The sequence below is a fragment of the Caulobacter sp. HJHS_5 genome (assembly GCF_056683955.1).
Genome location: NZ_JBWZNC010000003.1, coordinates 370,555 through 386,068 on the forward strand (window position 1 = coordinate 370,555; position 15,514 = coordinate 386,068).

Here is a 15,514-nt window from a genome sequence, read left to right on the forward strand (position 1 = left end):
CTTAGCCCTTGGACTTCACCCAGGCGTCGATGTCGCTCAGCCGTTCGGATTTCACCCGGGCGCGGTACTCGATCTGCGACAGGGTCGCCTCCAGGCTCTGCGGCGAGCCGCCGTTGGCCTTGGCGTAGTCCCGCACCTCGCCGGCGAGGCCCGCGTCGGTCCAGTCGGCGGCGATGCGGCTCATGGCCGTGCGCAGGCTTTCCGGGGCGAATAGCGCGTCGATGGCCTTGGCGTTGGCCTTCATGAAGTCCCAGGCCATGCGCGGATGGTTGGTCGCCACCCACCTCAGGGCGAGGTTGCGCTGGGTCTTCGGCGGCTCGTCGCCGAGGTTCATCTGCAGCACTTCGCGCGCCAGGGCCTCGTCGCGCACCTGGCCGATCTGGGTGTAGAGGCGCTCCTTCTCCTGGCCTCGGGCCGCGCGGGCCTTGGCGCGATAGAGGTCGAACATCGCCCGGTCGGCGTGGCTGGCCACCACGCTCAGGGTCGCCTCGCGGATGGCGGCGGGCAGGGCGTTCGGGTCGCTGTCCATGCGGCGGAAGCGGGCGTTGGCCTCGGCCACGACCGCCTCGTCGTCCAGGCGGCCGAGGGTGGCGATCAGGTCGGCGCGCAGGAGGGCGGTGTTGACGTTCTCTCCGGGCTTGGGCGTCCAACCCACCTGAGCCCAGGCGGGCGCCAGCAGCTTGCGGCCGGCGGCGCGGAAGGCGGTCTGGCGCGCATCGCCCGCGTAGAGCAGGTTCACCTCCCGCAGGGTCTCGGCGATCTGGATCCAGACCAGCGGGTCGGCGTTGGCCGGCAGCTTGTCGGCCAGGGCGAAATAGTCGCCGATCGGCCGGGTGTTCTCCTGGCCGAACGCCCAATAGTCGTAGAGCACCTTCAGCTGGTCCACGGGCGCGAGCCCGCCGAAGCGGTCGCGCAGGGCGTTGAAGCTGGCCTGGTCGTAGGCGGTGCGGAAATAGCCCTTGGCCCCGGCGTTGACGACCACGGGGCCGGTCGCCTCGACGCGCGCCGGCTTGTCGGACGAGACGAGGCCGCGCCAGGCCACGCCGCCGACCGGCTGGGCGGTGACGGGAACGAGCCAGGTCTCGGCCTTCTTGGACTCGGCGTCGACGCCGAACCGGCCCTGGGTCAGGCGCAGGCCGCCGTTCTGGGTCTCGACGTTGATCAGCGGCACCCCCGGCTGGGTGGTGAAGTCGCGAGCGACCGCGTCGATCTCCTGGCCCGAGGCCTTGGCCAGGGCGCCCCACAGGTCGCTGGAGACCGTGTTCGAATAGGCGTGCGACTTCATGTAGGCGCGGATGCCGTCGCGGAACTTCTCGGCCCCGAGGTAGTCCTCGATCATGCCGATCACCGACATGCCCTTCTGGTAGCTGATCAGGTCGAAGGGGGCGTCGGCCGCGTCGACCACCGGCTGCACGATCGGGTGGGTGGCCGAGCGGCTGTCGAGGCGCACGGCCCGGTCGCTGGTGCCGATGTAGCCGGCGGCGTTGGCCCAGGTCGGGTTGAGGTCGCCGGTGGCCTTGTTGGCCATCCATTCGGCGAAGCCCTCGTTCAGCCACAGGTCGTCCCACCAGCTCATGGTCACCAGGTCGCCGAACCACTGGTGGGCCATCTCGTGGGCGACGGTCGAGAACACGTCCTGGCGATCGGCCTCGGTGGAGACCTTCGGGTCGAGCAGCAGGTACTTTTCGAAGTAGAGGATCGCCCCCCAGTTCTCCATGGCGGCGAACTGCACGGCGCCGCCGGGCACGGCCAGGAGGTCCATCTTGGGCAGCGGGTATTTCACGCCGAAATAGTCGTTGAAGTAGCGCAGCAGGCGCTCGGCGCTGTCGAGGGCGTAGCGGCCCTGCTCGCCGGCCCCGCGCCGGGCGACGACGCCCACGTCCACCCCGTCGACATTGCGCGAGATGCGCTCCAGGTCGCCGATGGCCATGAACAGCAGATAGGACGACATCTTCGGCGTGGGGGCGAAGGTCACCTTCTTGAGGCCGCCGGCCAGGGTCTCGCTCTTGGCCTCTGGCATGTTGGAATAGAAGGCGCGGTTCGCCGGCCCGGTGACGGACAAGGTGAAGCTCGCCTTCTTGGCCGGCTCGTCCCACATGGGCGCGAAGCGGCGCGCGTCCGGCGCCTCGAACTGGGTGGCCAGCACCTGGTCCTTGGAGCCGTCGTCCTTGTCGTAGTCGATGCGGAAGAGGCCGATGGCCTGCTGGTTGATCTTGCCGGTGTAGTCGATGACCAGGCGGTGCCGGCCCACGGTCACCGGCTTGTCGAAGGCGATCGTCGCGCGCTGCCTGGGCGCATCGTAGCTGACCGTGGGCGCGGCGTTGCCGCCGTCGAGCACCACGGCGCCGAACTGCAGGTCGGCCGCGTTCAGGGTGATCTCGGAGGTTTCCTTGGCGACGTCGATGTCGATTCCCGCCCGGCCGGTGAAGGTCAGGGCCTCGGCGTTGGGGACCACCGAGATGTCATAGTGTCTGGGCGTGACCCCCTCGGGTAGGACGTGTCGTTCCGGGGCCGGGGCGCTCGTCTTGCCGCCGCAGGCCGCCAGGATCAGTCCGGCGGCGGTGAGGATCATCGCCAGTCGCTTCATGCGGCGCTCGCTCCCAATTTTTGCCGGCCACCCTAGGCCCGGGCCGGTGAGGGGACCAGATAGGCAACATGAAGGTTTTGTCAGGATTCGGGCTATGGCCCGGTCGGCTGGACGCGGCGGCCCAGGCGGCGGTGGTCGCCGAGGTGCTGGCGGCGGCGCAAGGCGCGCCCTTCTACCGCCCGGTAACGCCCGGCGGGCGTCCGATGAGCGTGGAGATGACCAACCTCGGCCCGCTAGGCTGGGTTACGGATCGCGAGCGCGGCTATCGCTATCAGGCGACCCATCCGGTCACCGGGCGCCCCTGGCCGGCGATCCCAGGGGTTCTGCTCGACCTCTGGGCCGAGTTCGCCGATGCGGACCGGCCGCCCGACGCCTGCCTCGTCAACCTCTACCGCGACGGCGCCCGCATGGGCCTGCACCAGGATCGCGACGAGGCCGACATGACCGCGCCGGTGCTGTCGGTCTCGCTCGGCGACACGGCGATCTTCCGCATCGGACCGGCCCCGGAAAATGGAAAGGCCGGGCCGACCCGGAGCGTGCGCCTGGCTTCGGGCGACGTCTGCGCCCTGGCCGGCGAGGCGCGGCTAGCGCGGCATGGGATCGACCGGGTGCTGACCGGCTCTTCGCGCCTGATCCCCGGCGGCGGGCGGATCAACCTGACCCTGCGCCGGGCGCGCTGAGGCTTAGAGCGCGCCAGGGTTAAGTGTGCGCGGTTAACCCGCCCGGGCGCGCTCTAAACATTAGAAAGTAGAGCCTTTTTCAACGGGCCAGATGATTCCATCTGGCCCTAAAAGGCTCTAGGCCTCGCCTTGCGGGCCGCGTCGGGTCTAGATGCGCCTCCAGCAAAGCTGGAGCCGCCCATGCCGAACGAAGCGCATCACGTCGTTGTTGTCGGGGGCGGTTTCGGCGGCCTCTCGGTGGTCAAGGGCCTGGCGGGCGCACCGACAAGGATCACCTTCGTCGACCGCCGCAACCACCACCTCTTTCAGCCGCTGCTCTACCAGGTGGCCACCGCCTCCCTGGCGACCTCGGAGATCGCCTGGCCGATCCGCAGCCTGGTGCGCGACCGCCCGGAGGTGACCACCCTGCTGGCCACGGTGACCGGCGTCGACGCCGCCGCCCGGGAAGTGCGCCTCGAGGACGGCTCGACCCTGGCCTACGACACCCTGGTCCTGGCCACCGGCGCCCGGCACGCCTATTTCGGCCACGACGAGTGGGAGCCCTTCGCCCTCGGCCTGAAAACCATCGAGGACGCCACCACCATCCGGCGCCGCATGCTGCTGGCCTTCGAGGCGGCCGAGCGCGAGACCGACCCGGCGCGCCAAGCGGCGCTCCTCACCTTCGTCATCGTCGGGGCCGGGCCGACCGGAGTCGAGCTGGCCGGGACCATCGCCGAGCTGGCGCGCGACACCCTGCCGCCCGAGTTCCGCAACATCGACACCGCCGGCGCCCGCGTGCTGCTGGTCGAGGCCGGGCCCCGCGTGCTCGGCGGCTATCCCGACGACCTTTCCGACTACGCGCGGCGCTCGCTGGAGCGGCTTGGGGTCGAGGTGCGTCTCGGCCAGGCGGTGACCGACGTCAACGCCGACGGCGTCGCCCTCGGCGAGGAGCATCTGGCGGCCCGCACCATCCTCTGGGCGGCCGGCGTGCGCGCCTCCCCGGCGGCGGAGTGGCTGGGGGCTCCGGCCGACCGGGCGGGCCGCCTGCTGGTCGAGCCCGACCTCACCGTCCCCGGCCATCCCGAGATCTTCGCCATCGGCGACACGGTCAGCATCGCCGGGCCGGACGGGCGGCCCGCGCCCGGCATCGCTCCGGCCGCCAAGCAGGAAGGGTTCTATGTCGCCGAGGCGATCCGCCGCCGCCTCTCGGCCCGCCCCGCGAGCGGGCCTTTCCGCTACCGGCATCAGGGCGGTCTGGCGCAGATCGGCAAGAAGCGGGCGGTGATCGCTTTCGGCGACCTCAAGCTGCGCGGGGCCCTGGCCTGGTGGCTGTGGGGCATCGCCCACATCTACTTCCTGATCGGGGTGCGCACGCGCCTGAACGTCGCCGTCAACTGGCTGTGGATTCACGCGCGCAACCAGCGCAGCGCGCGGCTGATCACCCAGGGCTCCAGCGGCGGAAAGCTTCCGCCGCCGAAGGTCCCCTAAGGTCTCAGCCCCGCAGCTTGCGGGTCAGGGCTTCCAGATCGCGGGCCAGGCCCGCGTCCTCGCCGCGCAGGGCCTCGATGCGGCGCACCGCGTGCAGCACCGTGGTGTGGTCGCGACCGCCGAAGCGGCGGCCGATGTCGGGCAGGCTGCGGGTGGTCAGTTGCTTGGCCAGCCACATGGCCGCCTGGCGCGGACGGGCGATCGAGCGGTTGCGGCGCTCGGAGATCAGGTCGGCCTGCTTCATGCCGTAGTGCTCGGCGGTGGCCTTCTGGATGTCGTCGATGGTGATGCGCTTCTCGGCGCCGCGCAGGTGCGGGCGCAGGATCGCCTGGGCCTCGTCGAGCGACAGGGTGGCCACGCCGTCGCCCACGCGGGCGACCAGGGTGTTCAGGGCGCCTTCCAGCTCGCGCACGCTGTCGGTGAAGCGGTCGGCCAGGAACTGCAGCACCTCGCCTCGGGCGGCGCCCGAGAAGTTCTGCTGGCGGCCCAGTTGCTCGAGCTTGCGCTCCAGGATGCCGAGGCGGAGCGTGCGGTCGGCCGGCTCGATGCCGCAGACCAGGCCCGACTGCAGGTGCGAGCGAAGGCGGGCGTCGATTTCGGTCAGGGCGCTCGGCGCTCTATCGGCCGAGAACACCACCCGGCGGCCGTCCTCCACCAGGGCGGTCAGGGTGTGGAACAGCTCCTCCTGGGTCGACTGCTTGCCGCCCACGAAGTGCACGTCGTCGATGATCAGGAGGTCGGCGGCGCGCAACTCGTCCTTGAAGGCCGAGGTCTGGCGATCCATCACCGCCCGCACGAAGGTCGACAGGAAGCGCTCGGCGGTCAGGTAGACCACGCGCTTGTCGGGCGCGGCGCGCATGGCTTCCCAGGCCAGGGCGTTCAGCAGGTGGGTTTTGCCGAAGCCGTAGGGGCCGTGGAACAGCACGGGGTTGAAGTGGCCGTCGCTCCAGGACGCGACGCGGCGGGCCACGGCGTGGGCGAATTCGTTGGCCGGGCCCGGTACGAAGCTGTCGAAGGTCAGGCGTTCCTGCAGGCCGGCGAGGCGCTGCGGACGCTGGGCGCCGGCGACGGCCGCCGGACCGAAGGCCGGGGCCACGGCCGGAACGTCCGAGGACACCGGCAGGGCGATCTCGATGATCTCGGCGACCGGGCCCGACGGGGCGTCGGCGCCGCTCTCGAGTTCGAACTCGCGGCGCGACTTCAGATCGATGTGGCGGTGAGCCGGGTCGTTCTGCGCCCACACCTCGCCGATGCGGCGCCAGGCGTTGCGGCGAATCCAGTCGCGCGCCACGCCGGTCGGCGTCACCAGAACCAGATCACCGGTCGCGGTTTCGCGCAGCGCGGCTTGAGCCAGCCACGAGCCGAAGGCGGCGTCGCCCAGCTCGTGTTTCAGGGTCTGGCAAGCCTTGATCCACACGGCGCCCACGGGGGCGGTCTGGCCTGCATGTCCCTTGATCGTCATTCCTTGGTCGCCCCTTAGCAGAAGTCCGCCGACACGTTCAGAGGCCGCCCCCAAGCGACCGCTGAAATGTAGCAAATACAGAGACTTAATCGCCGAACGCACGCGCTCGCCGTCACCGTCATTCAACCGTCAAAAGAAGGAAGAAGAACCGTCGAGGTGTTCAAATTAGCCGTGCGGGAGCCGCCTTCAAGCGCAAAGAATCACTCTTCGCGGCGATAATCCTGTTGACTCTCACAAGGTGTGGAAACGCCAAGGGAAAGCTTCTGAGGCGAATTTGTGATGCGGCGTTTTTACCCTGGAAGGCGAACTTTCAGGCACGAAAAAGGCCGCCGGTGCACGGCGGCCTTAACCCCATAGGGGTTTGAAATAGCTCGAATTATAGCGCAGCCTTAAATGGCCGCTGCATATTTAGGCGGTGGCCAGCTTCTTCAGCTGGGCGGCCAGGCGCGAGACCTTCCGCGAACCGGTGTTCTTGTGAACCACGCCCTTGGAGACGGCGCGCATCAGTTCCGACTCCGCCTGGACGAAGGCGGTCTTGGCGACGGCCGCGTCGCCGCCGGCCAGGGCCTCTTCAAACTTGCGGATGAAGGTGCGAACGCGCGAGCGGCGCGCCCCGTTCACCTCGGTGCGGCGTTCGATCTTGCGGATCGCTTTCTTGGCGCCGGGGTTATTGGCCATCGGTGTTCCCAGTCGGTAGCGCGCATCGCCCCATGGCGACGCACGGAAAAAATTCGAAGGGCGCGCCTATAGGACAAGGACCGCCCCCGGTCAATGCGCTGCGGCCGGACGAGGCGAGATTCCTCGGCGGCGTCACCGGCCCTTGAAGACCGGCTTCCGCTTCTCGACGAAGGCCGCCATGCCCTCGCGCTGATCCTCCAGCCCGAACAGGGAGTGGAACAGCCGCCGCTCCAGCTTCAGGCCGGCCGACAGCGGGGTCTCGAAGGCGGCCTCGATCATCTCCTTGGTCATCCGCACCACCATCGGCGGCTGGGCGGCGATCCTGGCGGCGGCCTTCAGGGCCTCGGGCACGAGATCGGCCAGGGGAACCACGCGGCTGACCAGGCCGGAGCGCTCGGCCTCGGCGGCGTCCATCATCCGGCCGGTGAGGATCAGGTCCATCGCCTTGGCCTTGCCGACATAGCGCGGCAGGCGCTGGGTGCCGCCCGCGCCGGGCGAGACGCCGATCGAGACCTCCGGCTGGCCGAACTTCGCGTTGTCGGCGGCGATAATGAAGTCGCACATCATCGCCAGTTCGCAGCCGCCGCCCAGGGCGTAGCCGGCCACCGCGGCGATCACCGGCTTGCGGCAGCGGGCGGCCCGCTCCCAGTTCTTGGTGATGAAATCCTCGCCATAGGCTTCGGCATAGGTCTTGGCGGCCATGGCCTTGATGTCGGCCCCGGCGGCGAAGGCCTTGTCGGAGCCGGTGATGACGATGGCGCCGACGGCGTCGTCGGCCTCGGTCCTGTCCAGGGCCTCGGTCAGCTCGTTCATCAGCGCGTCGTTGAAGGCGTTCAGCGCTTCCGGCCGGTTGAGGCGGATGAGGACGACCCCATCCGCGCCCTCCGGCGCGGTTTCGACGATCAATGTCTCGTAGGCCATGGGGGGAGCTCCTCGCGCTGCCCCCGATATTTACGGGCCTTCGACCTTGAAGCCCAGCGCCCGCAGGCGCGCCGGCACTCCGTCCGGCCCGGCCAGGTGGCCCGCGCCGACCACCATCACCGTCCGCCCCGAGCCCTTCATGCGCTGGGCGATGGTCTGCACCCAGCGGGCGTTCCGCTCGGTGACCAGGCGGCGATAGAGGGCGGGGGAGGCTCGGCGCAGGGGGGTCAGCCCTTCCTTCTCGATCTTCTTGGGATCGCCGCTCATCCAGGCGTCGAGCAGTCGCTGGTAGCTCTTGGGATCGTCATCCACCTCGCGCAGGGTCTGCTCCAGCGAGGCGATCTGCTCCGCCGCCGGGGCGTCGGCGAACATGGCGATCTGCTGCTCCGGCGTTTCGAACGCCTCCCGGCGCGCGGCGCGCGGCGCCTCGGCGGAAAGCTTCTGCTCCACGCCGTCGGCGGCGCCGGCCTCGTAGCGGGCGAGGGCCGCGAGCGAGATCTGCACCTCAGCCAGCCAGGGGCGCATCGTCTCGATGGCGTTTTCGCTGAGCCCCAGCCGGGCGCAGACCGTTCTCAGGCGCGCCTTGCCGCGGGGGGAAAGCTGCGACGACAGGCGTCGCCCCGGCGGCTGCAGGCCATGGTCACGCGCCAGGGCGCCGAACCGGGCCTGGGTGGCGGCGTCGAACGGAATCTCGAACCACAGGTCGTCGGCGCGGGCGAGCGCGGCCCCCAGCGCCGGCGGGCGCCAGTTCAGGTCGCGCGGCAGCACGTGCACCGAGCCGAACAGCACGATCTCGCTGTCGGCGTCGCGCACCACCCACATCGGCGGCATGGCCAGCGCCGGGGCGGGCAGGGCCAGAAGGGCGAGAGCGAAAAGGCGGCGCAGCATCGGGCGATCTAGCGCTGGCAAACGGGGCATAAGAACGTCGAGCGCCCGGCCTGCGCCTGCCGCGCGACCACGCCCTTGCATCCCGGCGTCCGGCAGGGCTCGCCCTCGCGGTCGTAGACGTTGAACCGGTGCTGGAAATAGCCCAGCGCCCCATCGGCGTGGGCGAAGTCGCGCAGGGTGGAGCCGCCGGCCTCGATGGCCTCGGCCAGAACCTGGCGGATCGCCTCCACCAACGGGCCGAGCCGTGTCTTCGCGATGTTCCCGGCCGGCTTGAACGGGTCGATGCGCGCCCGCCACAGCGCCTCGCACACATAGATGTTGCCCAGGCCCGCGACGATGCGCTGGTCCAGCAGCAGGGTTTTGGGCCCCTGCCTGCGGCCCTCGAAGGCGCGGGCGAGCGTCACGACCGTGAAGTCGGGGCCGAGGGGCTCCGGGCCCATGCCCCTGAACCAGGGGTGTTCGGCCAGGCGGTCGGTGGCGACCAGGTCCATGAAGCCGAAGCGGCGGGGGTCGGAATAGGCGACGCGGGTCCCCTCGTCGGTCACGAACAGCACGTGCTCGTGCTTGGGATTGTCGCCCACGGCCTCGTGGAATTCGCCGGGCCGCAGGCGTTCGCCGCGCGGGGTGGTCACGTCGAAGCGTCCGGTCATGCCGAGATGCATCACCAGGGTGTCGCCGCGATCCAGCGGGGCCAGCAGATATTTCGCCCGCCGGTCCAGCCGCTCGATGCGCGCGCCGGTCAGGCGCTGGACGAAGCCGTCGGGCAGGGGAAAGCGCAGGTCTGGCCGCCGCGCCTCGACGCGCGCCAGCCGGCGGCCCTCCAGGGCGGGCGCCAAACCGCGACGAACGGTTTCAACCTCGGGCAGTTCAGGCATGACGGGAAGCGCCGGCAGAGTTATGACGCCCGCATGAACACTCGGGCCACCTTCGGATATCAGGACGTCGATCCGGCCGAAAAGCCGAAACTGGTGCGCGGCGTCTTCGACCGCGTGGCTAGCCGCTACGACCTGATGAACGATGTCATGAGCCTCGGCGTCCACCGCCTGTGGAAGGACGCCATGGCCGCCAAGATCAACCCGCAGCCCGGCGAGTTCATCGTCGACGTGGCCGGCGGCACCGGCGACATGGCGCGGCGCTACGCCAGGCTGGCCCGCGCGGCCCAGGCCCGGCGCGGCGGTCCGGACGCCCAGGTGGCGGTGATCGACTACAACGGCGAGATGATCGCAGCCGGAATCGCCAAGGGCGGCGAGCCCGAGATCGTCTGGTCGGTGGGCGACGCCCAGCGGCTGCCGCTGCCCGACGCCTGCGCCGACGCCTATTCCATCGCTTTCGGCATCCGCAACGTCACCGACATTTCCGCCGCCCTGCGCGAGGCGCGCCGGGTGCTGAAACCGGGCGGCCGCTTCGCCTGCCTGGAATTCTCGCGCCCGGTCACCGAGGCCCTGGCCTCGGCCTACGACGCCTATTCCTTCGGCCTGATCCCGGCCATGGGCGAACTGGTCGCCAAGGATCGCGCCTCCTATCAGTATCTCGTCGAAAGCATCCGCCGCTTCCCGGTGCAGGAAGAGTTCGCGCGGATGATGCGCGAGGCGGGCTTCAGCCAGGTGCGGTTCGACAACTTCACCGCCGGCGTCGCGGCGCTGCACACCGGGCGGGCGATCTGAGCCATGGATAGCGTCATGGCCTTCCTGCGGCTGGTGGCCGCCGGCTGGACCCTGGCGCGCGTCGACGCCCTGATCCCGCGCGAGCTGGATTCCGTATTGCCGCCCAACGCGCGGCTGCTCGGCAAGCTGGTGAGGCTCGTCGCCGGCCCGAAGGCGCGGCAGGGCCGTCCGGGCCAGCGTCTGGCGGGCGCCCTCGAGGGCATGGGGCCGGTGGCCATCAAGCTCGGCCAGTTCCTCTCCACCCGCGCCGACATCTTCGGCAAGGAATTCGCCGACGACCTCTCGCACCTGAAGGACCGCCTGCCGCCCTTCCCGCACGCGGAGGCTCAGGCGGAAGTCGAACGCGCGCTCGACCGCCCCATTGGGGCGCTGTTCTCGGAGTTCGGCCCGGCCGTCGCCGCCGCCTCGTTGGCCCAGGCCCACCAGGCCCGGCTGCTCGACGGCCGCCGCGTGGCGGTGAAGGTGCTGCGGCCCGGGATCGAGCGCCGCGTCGCCGAGGAGGCGGCCAGCCTTACGCTTGCCGCCAAACTGGTCGACACCCTCGCGCCGCCCGCCCGCCGGCTGGAGCCGCGCGCCTTCGCGGCCGTGGTCCTGCGCGCCATGATGCTGGAGCTCGACCTGCGCTTCGAGGCGGCCGGCGGCGACGAGCTCGGCGAGGTCGCGGCCAAGGACGGCTACATGCGCTGCCCGCCGGTGATCTGGGACGGGGTCGGCAAGCGCGTCCTCACTCTCGGCTGGGCCGACGGCGTCCCGCTCTCCGATCCGGCGTCCCTGACCCAGGACGGCCTCGACCGTCCGAAACTGGCCGACAACATCGTGCGCGGCTTCCTGGCCCAGGCCCTCGACCACGGGGTGTTCCACGCCGACCTGCACGAGGGGAACCTGTTCGTCGCCGCTCCGGCCGAGGTGACGGCCATCGACTTCGGCATCGTCGGCCGCCTGGGGCCGGTCGAGCGGCGCTACCTGGCGGAAATCCTCTGGGGCTTCCTCAACCGCGATTATCCGCGCATCGCCCAGGTGCACTTCGACGCCGGCTACGTGCCGGCCGGGCAGGACGTCGACGCCTTCGCCCAGGCCCTGCGGGCGGTGGGCGAGCCGGTGTTCGGCCGCGCCGCCAGCCAGGTCTCCATGGGCCGGCTGCTGGCCCAGCTGTTCGAGATCACCGCCCTTTTCGAGATGCGGCTGCGCCCGGAGCTGGTGCTGCTGCAGAAGACCATGGTCACGGTCGAGGGCGTCGCCCGCCGCATCTATCCCGACCACGACCTGTGGGCCGCCGCCAAGCCGGTGGTCCAGGCCTGGATCGCCCGCGAACTGTCGCCGGTCGCCAAGGCCCGCGATTTCACCGCCGAGGCCGTGAAGGCCATCAAGGCCCTGGCCCGCCTCGCCGAGGCCCCGCCCCCCGCCGTGGCGGTGGTCGAGGCGCCGCGCTCGCGCGCCGCGCTCGGCTTCGCCATCGGCGCGGCCGTCGCCGGCCTCGCCTTCCTGCTGGCGGTCTGGATGACCTAGCTGTCCGAACTGCCGCGCGAGGCGCTCGCCGTCCGCTTCGCCTCCACCGCCTTCTGCTGCGTCCAGTAGGCGGCCCCGTCGCGTGGGTGGAAGAAGGTGCGGGGCAGGCCGTCCTCGTTGCCGACCGCGAAGACGTTGGACTTCGCATCGTAGACCAGCCGGTCGCCGTTGGACCGCTCGATGGTCTGGGCGCCCGCCGGCGGCTTCTTCAGGAAGGCGGCCGCCTTGGCCGCATAGGCGTCCGGCGTCGCCGCGTCGAACTCGGCCCCGTATTTCTCGAAGCGGGCCTGGGCGTTCTCGGCCCCGCTGGCCTGGCGGCTGGAGGCCCAGGCGATGTCGCTGTCTTCCGCCGTCGGGCGCGACAGGCGGATCGGCGAGGAGGTCAGGTTCACGTCGCGGGAGGCGAGCCGGGCCTCCTCGGCGCTCGGGAAGGCGCCCGCCGCGGCGTGGTCGCGCGCGGCCAGGGCGGCCGAGCCGCCGCCGTCGCAGGCGGACAGGCCCAGGGCCGTGAGGGACAGCATCGAAAGCGTAAGCAACACACCCGCCGCGCCGCCGCGGCCAATCTGGTTTCGCATGACAAGAGCCCTCCCTTCATGCGCGCTGGAACGATGGAACAAAGGAAGAACAATGCAGCTTGGCTGTCGAGTCTTTTTTTCAAGCCGCAGAATCCGCTATGAGCGGAGGCATGACTCCGAACCTGCCGATCGCCCGTCTGCCGCACGCCGAAGGCCTGCCGCTGCCCGCCTATGAGACCGCCGGCTCGGCGGGCCTCGATCTGCGCGCCGCCGTGCCGGAGGGCGAGCCGATCGTCCTGGCGCCGGGCGCCCGCACGGCCGTGCCGACCGGCCTCTGTTTCGGCATCCCGGCCGGCTTCGAGGGCCAGGTGCGCTCGCGCTCGGGCCTGGCGGTCCGCGTCGGGATCACCACCCTGACCGGCACCATCGACAGCGACTATCGCGGCGAGATCAAGGTGGTGCTGATCAATCTCGGCCAGGACGACTTCGTCATCGCCCGCGGCGAGCGCGTCGCGCAGATGATCATCACGCCGGTCGCCCAGGCGCGGATCGCCGAGGTCGAGAGCCTCGACGAGACGGCGCGCGGCGCGGGCGGCTTCGGATCGACCGGCCGCGCCTGACGCTTTTGCGCGTTACTCGGCGCCGAGGTCTTCCGGCAGGCCGATGATGTGGAAGCCGGCGTCGACGTGGACCACCTCGCCGGTGGTCGACATGCCGAGGTTCGACAGCAGCCACAGCGCGGCCCCGGCCACGCCCTCCATCGAGGTGTCTTCCTTCAGGGCGCTGAACGAGCGGCCCTGGGCGATCATGCCCCGGCCGCCGCTGATGCCGGCCAGCGACAGGGTGCGCATGGCGCCCGCCGAGATGGCGTTGACGCGGACGCCCTTGGCCCCGAGGTCGCGCGCCGCGTAGCGGGTGGCCGCTTCCAGTCCGGCCTTGGCCACGCCCATGGTGTTGTAGTTCGGGATCGTCCGCTCGGACCCGAGATAGGTCATGGTGACGATCGATCCGCCCGGCTTCATCAGCTTGGCCGCGCGGCGGGCCGCGTCCACGAAGCTGAACACCGAGATGTTCATCGCCGTCAGGAAGCCCTCGCGGGTGGTGTTGTCGATGAAGCTGCCCTTCAGCTCGTCCTTGTTGGCGAAGGCCACCGAGTGGACGAGGAAGTCGAGTTCGCCGCCGAAGGCCGTCTCGATCTCGGTGAAGGCGGCGTCCATCGAGGCGTCGTCGGAAACGTCGGCCTGGATGAAGGTCTTGATCCCGACGCTCTCGCCCAGCGGCCGCACGCGGCGCTCCAGGCCTTCGCCCAGATAGGTCAGGGCGATCTCCGCGCCCTGGGCGGCCAGCTGCTGGGTGATGCCCCAGGCGATGGAATTCTGGTTGGCGACCCCCATCACCACGCCCTTCTTGCCCTTCATCAGGTCGCCGGTGGGGAAGACGGTTTCGTCGGCCATGGGGTCTCTCCTCGCGCCGAACGGCGCCTCCATGGGCGTTGGGTAAGCAGAGGCGGCGGCGCGCGCAAGACGCAAGGCGCGCGGAAGGCCCCGCGCGGCGGTTAACTAATCGCTCAGCCCGGCCGGTTAGGCTTGAGCAAGAAACAGGCCAAAGGGGGCAGCGCTGTGGCGCTCAGTCCGCGTCTAGAGCTCAGGCAGGGGCAGAGCCTCGTCATCACGCCGCAGCTGCAGCAGGCGATCAAGCTGCTGCAACTGTCGAATCTCGAGCTCGACGCCTATGTCGAGGGCGAGCTGGAGCGTAACCCCCTGCTCGCGCGCGAAGAGCCGGCCGCCGAGGCGCCCGAGGCGTCGGACGGCGAAGCCGTCGGCTCGGCCATGGACTACGACACCGATCACGTGCCCGACAGCGCCGCCCAGGCGGAAATGGACGGGGGCGGCGAGGACGCTTCGCCCGGCGAACGCCACAGCGGCGAGGCGGCCCAGCCCGAACAGGCCGGCGGCCAGATCGACTGGTCCCGCGCCGGCCGCGGCGGCGGCTTCGAGGGCGAGGAGGGCCTGGAAGGCGCCCTGGCCCGCGACAAGACCCTGCACGAACATCTGCACGACCAGTTGGCCGTCGCCGGCCTGGAGGGCCGCGAACGCGCCATCGCCACGGTGCTGATCGACGCGGTGGACGAGGGCGGCTACCTGCGCGCCGACCTCGGCGAGATGGCCGAGCGTCTCGGCTGCGATCTCGCGGCCATCGAGGCGACCCTGGCGCGGTTGCAGGGCTTCGAGCCGGTCGGCGTCCTGGCCCGCGACGTCCGCGAATGCCTGACCCTGCAACTGAGGGACCGCAACCGCTACGACCCGGCCATGGCCGCCCTGCTCGACAATCTGGAGTTGGTGGCCCGCCGCGACATGTCGGCCCTGAAGAAGGCCTGCGGCGTCGACGACGAAGACCTGCGCGAGATGATCGCCGAGCTGAAGGCCCTGACTCCCCGTCCCGGAGCCGCCTTCGGCAGCGAGCCGGTGCAGGGCGTCACGCCCGACGTGCACGTGCGCGAAGGCCTCGGCGGCCTCTGGCACGTGGAGCTGAACACAGACACCTTGCCGCGCGTGCTGGTCGACCAGCGCTACCACGCCCGTGTCTCGGGCGGGGCCCGCAGCGATCAGGAGAAGGCCTTCGTCTCCGATTGCCTGGCCAGCGCGAACTGGCTGGTCAAGAGCCTCGACCAGCGGGCCAAGACCATCCTGAAGGTCGCCAGCGAGATCGTGCGCCAGCAGGACGGCTTCCTGGCCTTCGGCGTCGAGCACCTGCGGCCGCTGAACCTGAAGACCGTCGCCGACGCCATCGGCATGCACGAGAGCACGGTCAGCCGCGTCACCTCCAACAAATACATCGCCACCCCGCGCGGCGTGTTCGAGCTGAAGTTTTTCTTCACCTCGGCCATCGCCTCGGCCGACGGCGGCGAGGCCCACTCGGCCGAGGCGGTGCGCCACAAGATCAAGGGACTGATCGAGGCCGAAACCAGCGAGGCCAATGTCCATTCGGACGACCGCCTGGTGGAGATTCTCAAGGAGACCGGCGTCGACATCGCCCGCCGCACGGTCGCCAAGTATCGCGAAGCCATGCGCATTCCGTCGTCGGTGGAGCGGCGGCGCCTGCTGCGCGGCGTGGCCTGATAAAAAGCGCAACGCTCCGGCGGCTCA

Annotated in this window: 14 protein-coding genes; 6 read left to right on the forward strand and 8 right to left on the reverse strand. The window is 70.4% G+C overall.

Annotated features, from left to right (window positions below):
- Position 1: 1 nt before the first annotated feature.
- On the reverse strand, positions 2-2,587 hold the full coding sequence (locus tag ACFLIT_RS08070) for a M1 family metallopeptidase (protein WP_479910695.1): 2,586 nt from the start codon (positions 2,585-2,587) through the stop codon (positions 2-4).
- Between the two features lie 68 nt (positions 2,588-2,655).
- On the opposite strand from ACFLIT_RS08070, the gene ACFLIT_RS08075 reads away from it, so the two are divergent.
- Together ACFLIT_RS08075 and ACFLIT_RS08080 are read left to right on the forward strand one after the other, a co-directional pair.
- Positions 2,656-3,267 carry an alpha-ketoglutarate-dependent dioxygenase AlkB gene (locus ACFLIT_RS08075; protein WP_479910696.1) on the forward strand — a complete coding sequence of 204 codons (612 nt, stop codon included), beginning with the start codon at positions 2,656-2,658 and terminating at the stop codon, positions 3,265-3,267.
- 180 nt (positions 3,268-3,447) lie between these two features.
- Positions 3,448-4,734 (forward strand): NAD(P)/FAD-dependent oxidoreductase, encoded by a 1,287-nt coding sequence (locus ACFLIT_RS08080; RefSeq protein ID WP_479910697.1) that lies wholly within the window; start codon positions 3,448-3,450, stop codon positions 4,732-4,734.
- A gap of 4 nt (positions 4,735-4,738) precedes the next feature.
- Here the strand turns inward: ACFLIT_RS08080 and dnaA are convergent, their stop codons facing one another.
- The 5 genes from dnaA to mutM all read right to left on the reverse strand — a co-directional run bounded on the left by dnaA (position 4,739) and on the right by mutM (position 9,558).
- Positions 4,739-6,196: a chromosomal replication initiator protein DnaA gene (dnaA, locus tag ACFLIT_RS08085; protein ID WP_479910698.1), complete on the reverse strand. Its 1,458-nt coding sequence runs from the start codon at positions 6,194-6,196 to the stop codon at positions 4,739-4,741.
- 408 nt (positions 6,197-6,604) lie between these two features.
- Positions 6,605-6,874, reverse strand: a complete 270-nt coding sequence (gene rpsT / locus ACFLIT_RS08090; protein ID WP_479910699.1) for a 30S ribosomal protein S20 — start codon at positions 6,872-6,874, stop codon at positions 6,605-6,607.
- Positions 6,875-7,006: 132 nt separating this feature from the next.
- Positions 7,007-7,795, reverse strand: coding sequence for an enoyl-CoA hydratase (locus ACFLIT_RS08095; RefSeq protein ID WP_479910700.1), 789 nt, complete (start codon positions 7,793-7,795; stop codon positions 7,007-7,009).
- Positions 7,796-7,825: 30 nt separating this feature from the next.
- Complete coding sequence (locus ACFLIT_RS08100; RefSeq protein ID WP_479910701.1) at positions 7,826-8,683, reverse strand: TraB/GumN family protein; 858 nt, start codon at positions 8,681-8,683, stop codon at positions 7,826-7,828.
- An 8-nt stretch (positions 8,684-8,691) separates the two neighbouring features.
- Positions 8,692-9,558, reverse strand: coding sequence for a bifunctional DNA-formamidopyrimidine glycosylase/DNA-(apurinic or apyrimidinic site) lyase (mutM, locus tag ACFLIT_RS08105; RefSeq protein WP_479910702.1), 867 nt, complete (start codon positions 9,556-9,558; stop codon positions 8,692-8,694).
- Positions 9,559-9,591: 33 nt separating this feature from the next.
- Between mutM and ACFLIT_RS08110 the strand changes: the two genes are divergently transcribed.
- On the forward strand, positions 9,592-10,347 hold the full coding sequence (locus ACFLIT_RS08110; RefSeq protein WP_479910703.1) for a class I SAM-dependent methyltransferase: 756 nt from the start codon (positions 9,592-9,594) through the stop codon (positions 10,345-10,347).
- 3 nt (positions 10,348-10,350) lie between these two features.
- The gene (gene ubiB / locus ACFLIT_RS08115; protein WP_479910704.1) at positions 10,351-11,853 is read left to right on the forward strand and encodes a 2-polyprenylphenol 6-hydroxylase; all 1,503 of its coding nucleotides are present in this window, start codon (positions 10,351-10,353) and stop codon (positions 11,851-11,853) included.
- Here the strand turns inward: ubiB and ACFLIT_RS08120 are convergent.
- A complete protein-coding gene (locus ACFLIT_RS08120) occupies positions 11,850-12,428 on the reverse strand; it encodes a hypothetical protein (protein WP_479910705.1) in 579 nt (192 codons plus the stop codon). The two genes, ubiB and ACFLIT_RS08120, sit on opposite strands and share 4 nt — an antisense overlap.
- Positions 12,429-12,538: 110 nt before the next feature.
- Here ACFLIT_RS08120 and dut point away from each other — a divergent pair, with 110 nt between their 5' ends.
- Complete coding sequence (dut, locus tag ACFLIT_RS08125) at positions 12,539-12,988, forward strand: dUTP diphosphatase (RefSeq protein WP_479910706.1); 450 nt, start codon at positions 12,539-12,541, stop codon at positions 12,986-12,988.
- 12 nt (positions 12,989-13,000) lie between these two features.
- On the opposite strand, the gene ACFLIT_RS08130 is transcribed toward dut, so the two are convergent.
- Positions 13,001-13,822, reverse strand: a complete 822-nt coding sequence (locus tag ACFLIT_RS08130) for an enoyl-ACP reductase FabI (protein ID WP_479910707.1) — start codon at positions 13,820-13,822, stop codon at positions 13,001-13,003.
- Positions 13,823-13,987: 165 nt separating this feature from the next.
- Here ACFLIT_RS08130 and rpoN point away from each other — a divergent pair, with 165 nt between their 5' ends.
- Positions 13,988-15,487 (forward strand): RNA polymerase factor sigma-54, encoded by a 1,500-nt coding sequence (gene rpoN, locus ACFLIT_RS08135; RefSeq protein ID WP_479910708.1) that lies wholly within the window; start codon positions 13,988-13,990, stop codon positions 15,485-15,487.
- Positions 15,488-15,514 lie beyond the last annotated feature (27 nt).

Excerpts from the sequence above, each read along its gene's own strand:
- ACFLIT_RS08070 (WP_479910695.1), bottom strand. The coding sequence starts at position 2,587 with ATGAAGCGACTGGCGATGATCCTCACCGCCGCCGGACTGATCCTGGCG.
- ACFLIT_RS08075 (WP_479910696.1), top strand. The coding sequence starts at position 2,656 with ATGAAGGTTTTGTCAGGATTCGGGCTATGGCCCGGTCGGCTGGACGCG.
- ACFLIT_RS08080 (WP_479910697.1), top strand. The coding sequence starts at position 3,448 with ATGCCGAACGAAGCGCATCACGTCGTTGTTGTCGGGGGCGGTTTCGGC.
- dnaA (WP_479910698.1), bottom strand. The coding sequence starts at position 6,196 with ATGACGATCAAGGGACATGCAGGCCAGACCGCCCCCGTGGGCGCCGTG.
- rpsT (WP_479910699.1), bottom strand. The coding sequence starts at position 6,874 with ATGGCCAATAACCCCGGCGCCAAGAAAGCGATCCGCAAGATCGAACGC.
- ACFLIT_RS08095 (WP_479910700.1), bottom strand. The coding sequence starts at position 7,795 with ATGGCCTACGAGACATTGATCGTCGAAACCGCGCCGGAGGGCGCGGAT.
- ACFLIT_RS08100 (WP_479910701.1), bottom strand. The coding sequence starts at position 8,683 with ATGCTGCGCCGCCTTTTCGCTCTCGCCCTTCTGGCCCTGCCCGCCCCG.
- mutM (WP_479910702.1), bottom strand. The coding sequence starts at position 9,558 with ATGCCTGAACTGCCCGAGGTTGAAACCGTTCGTCGCGGTTTGGCGCCC.
- ACFLIT_RS08110 (WP_479910703.1), top strand. The coding sequence starts at position 9,592 with ATGAACACTCGGGCCACCTTCGGATATCAGGACGTCGATCCGGCCGAA.
- ubiB (WP_479910704.1), top strand. The coding sequence starts at position 10,351 with ATGGATAGCGTCATGGCCTTCCTGCGGCTGGTGGCCGCCGGCTGGACC.
- ACFLIT_RS08120 (WP_479910705.1), bottom strand. The coding sequence starts at position 12,428 with ATGCGAAACCAGATTGGCCGCGGCGGCGCGGCGGGTGTGTTGCTTACG.
- dut (WP_479910706.1), top strand. The coding sequence starts at position 12,539 with ATGACTCCGAACCTGCCGATCGCCCGTCTGCCGCACGCCGAAGGCCTG.
- ACFLIT_RS08130 (WP_479910707.1), bottom strand. The coding sequence starts at position 13,822 with ATGGCCGACGAAACCGTCTTCCCCACCGGCGACCTGATGAAGGGCAAG.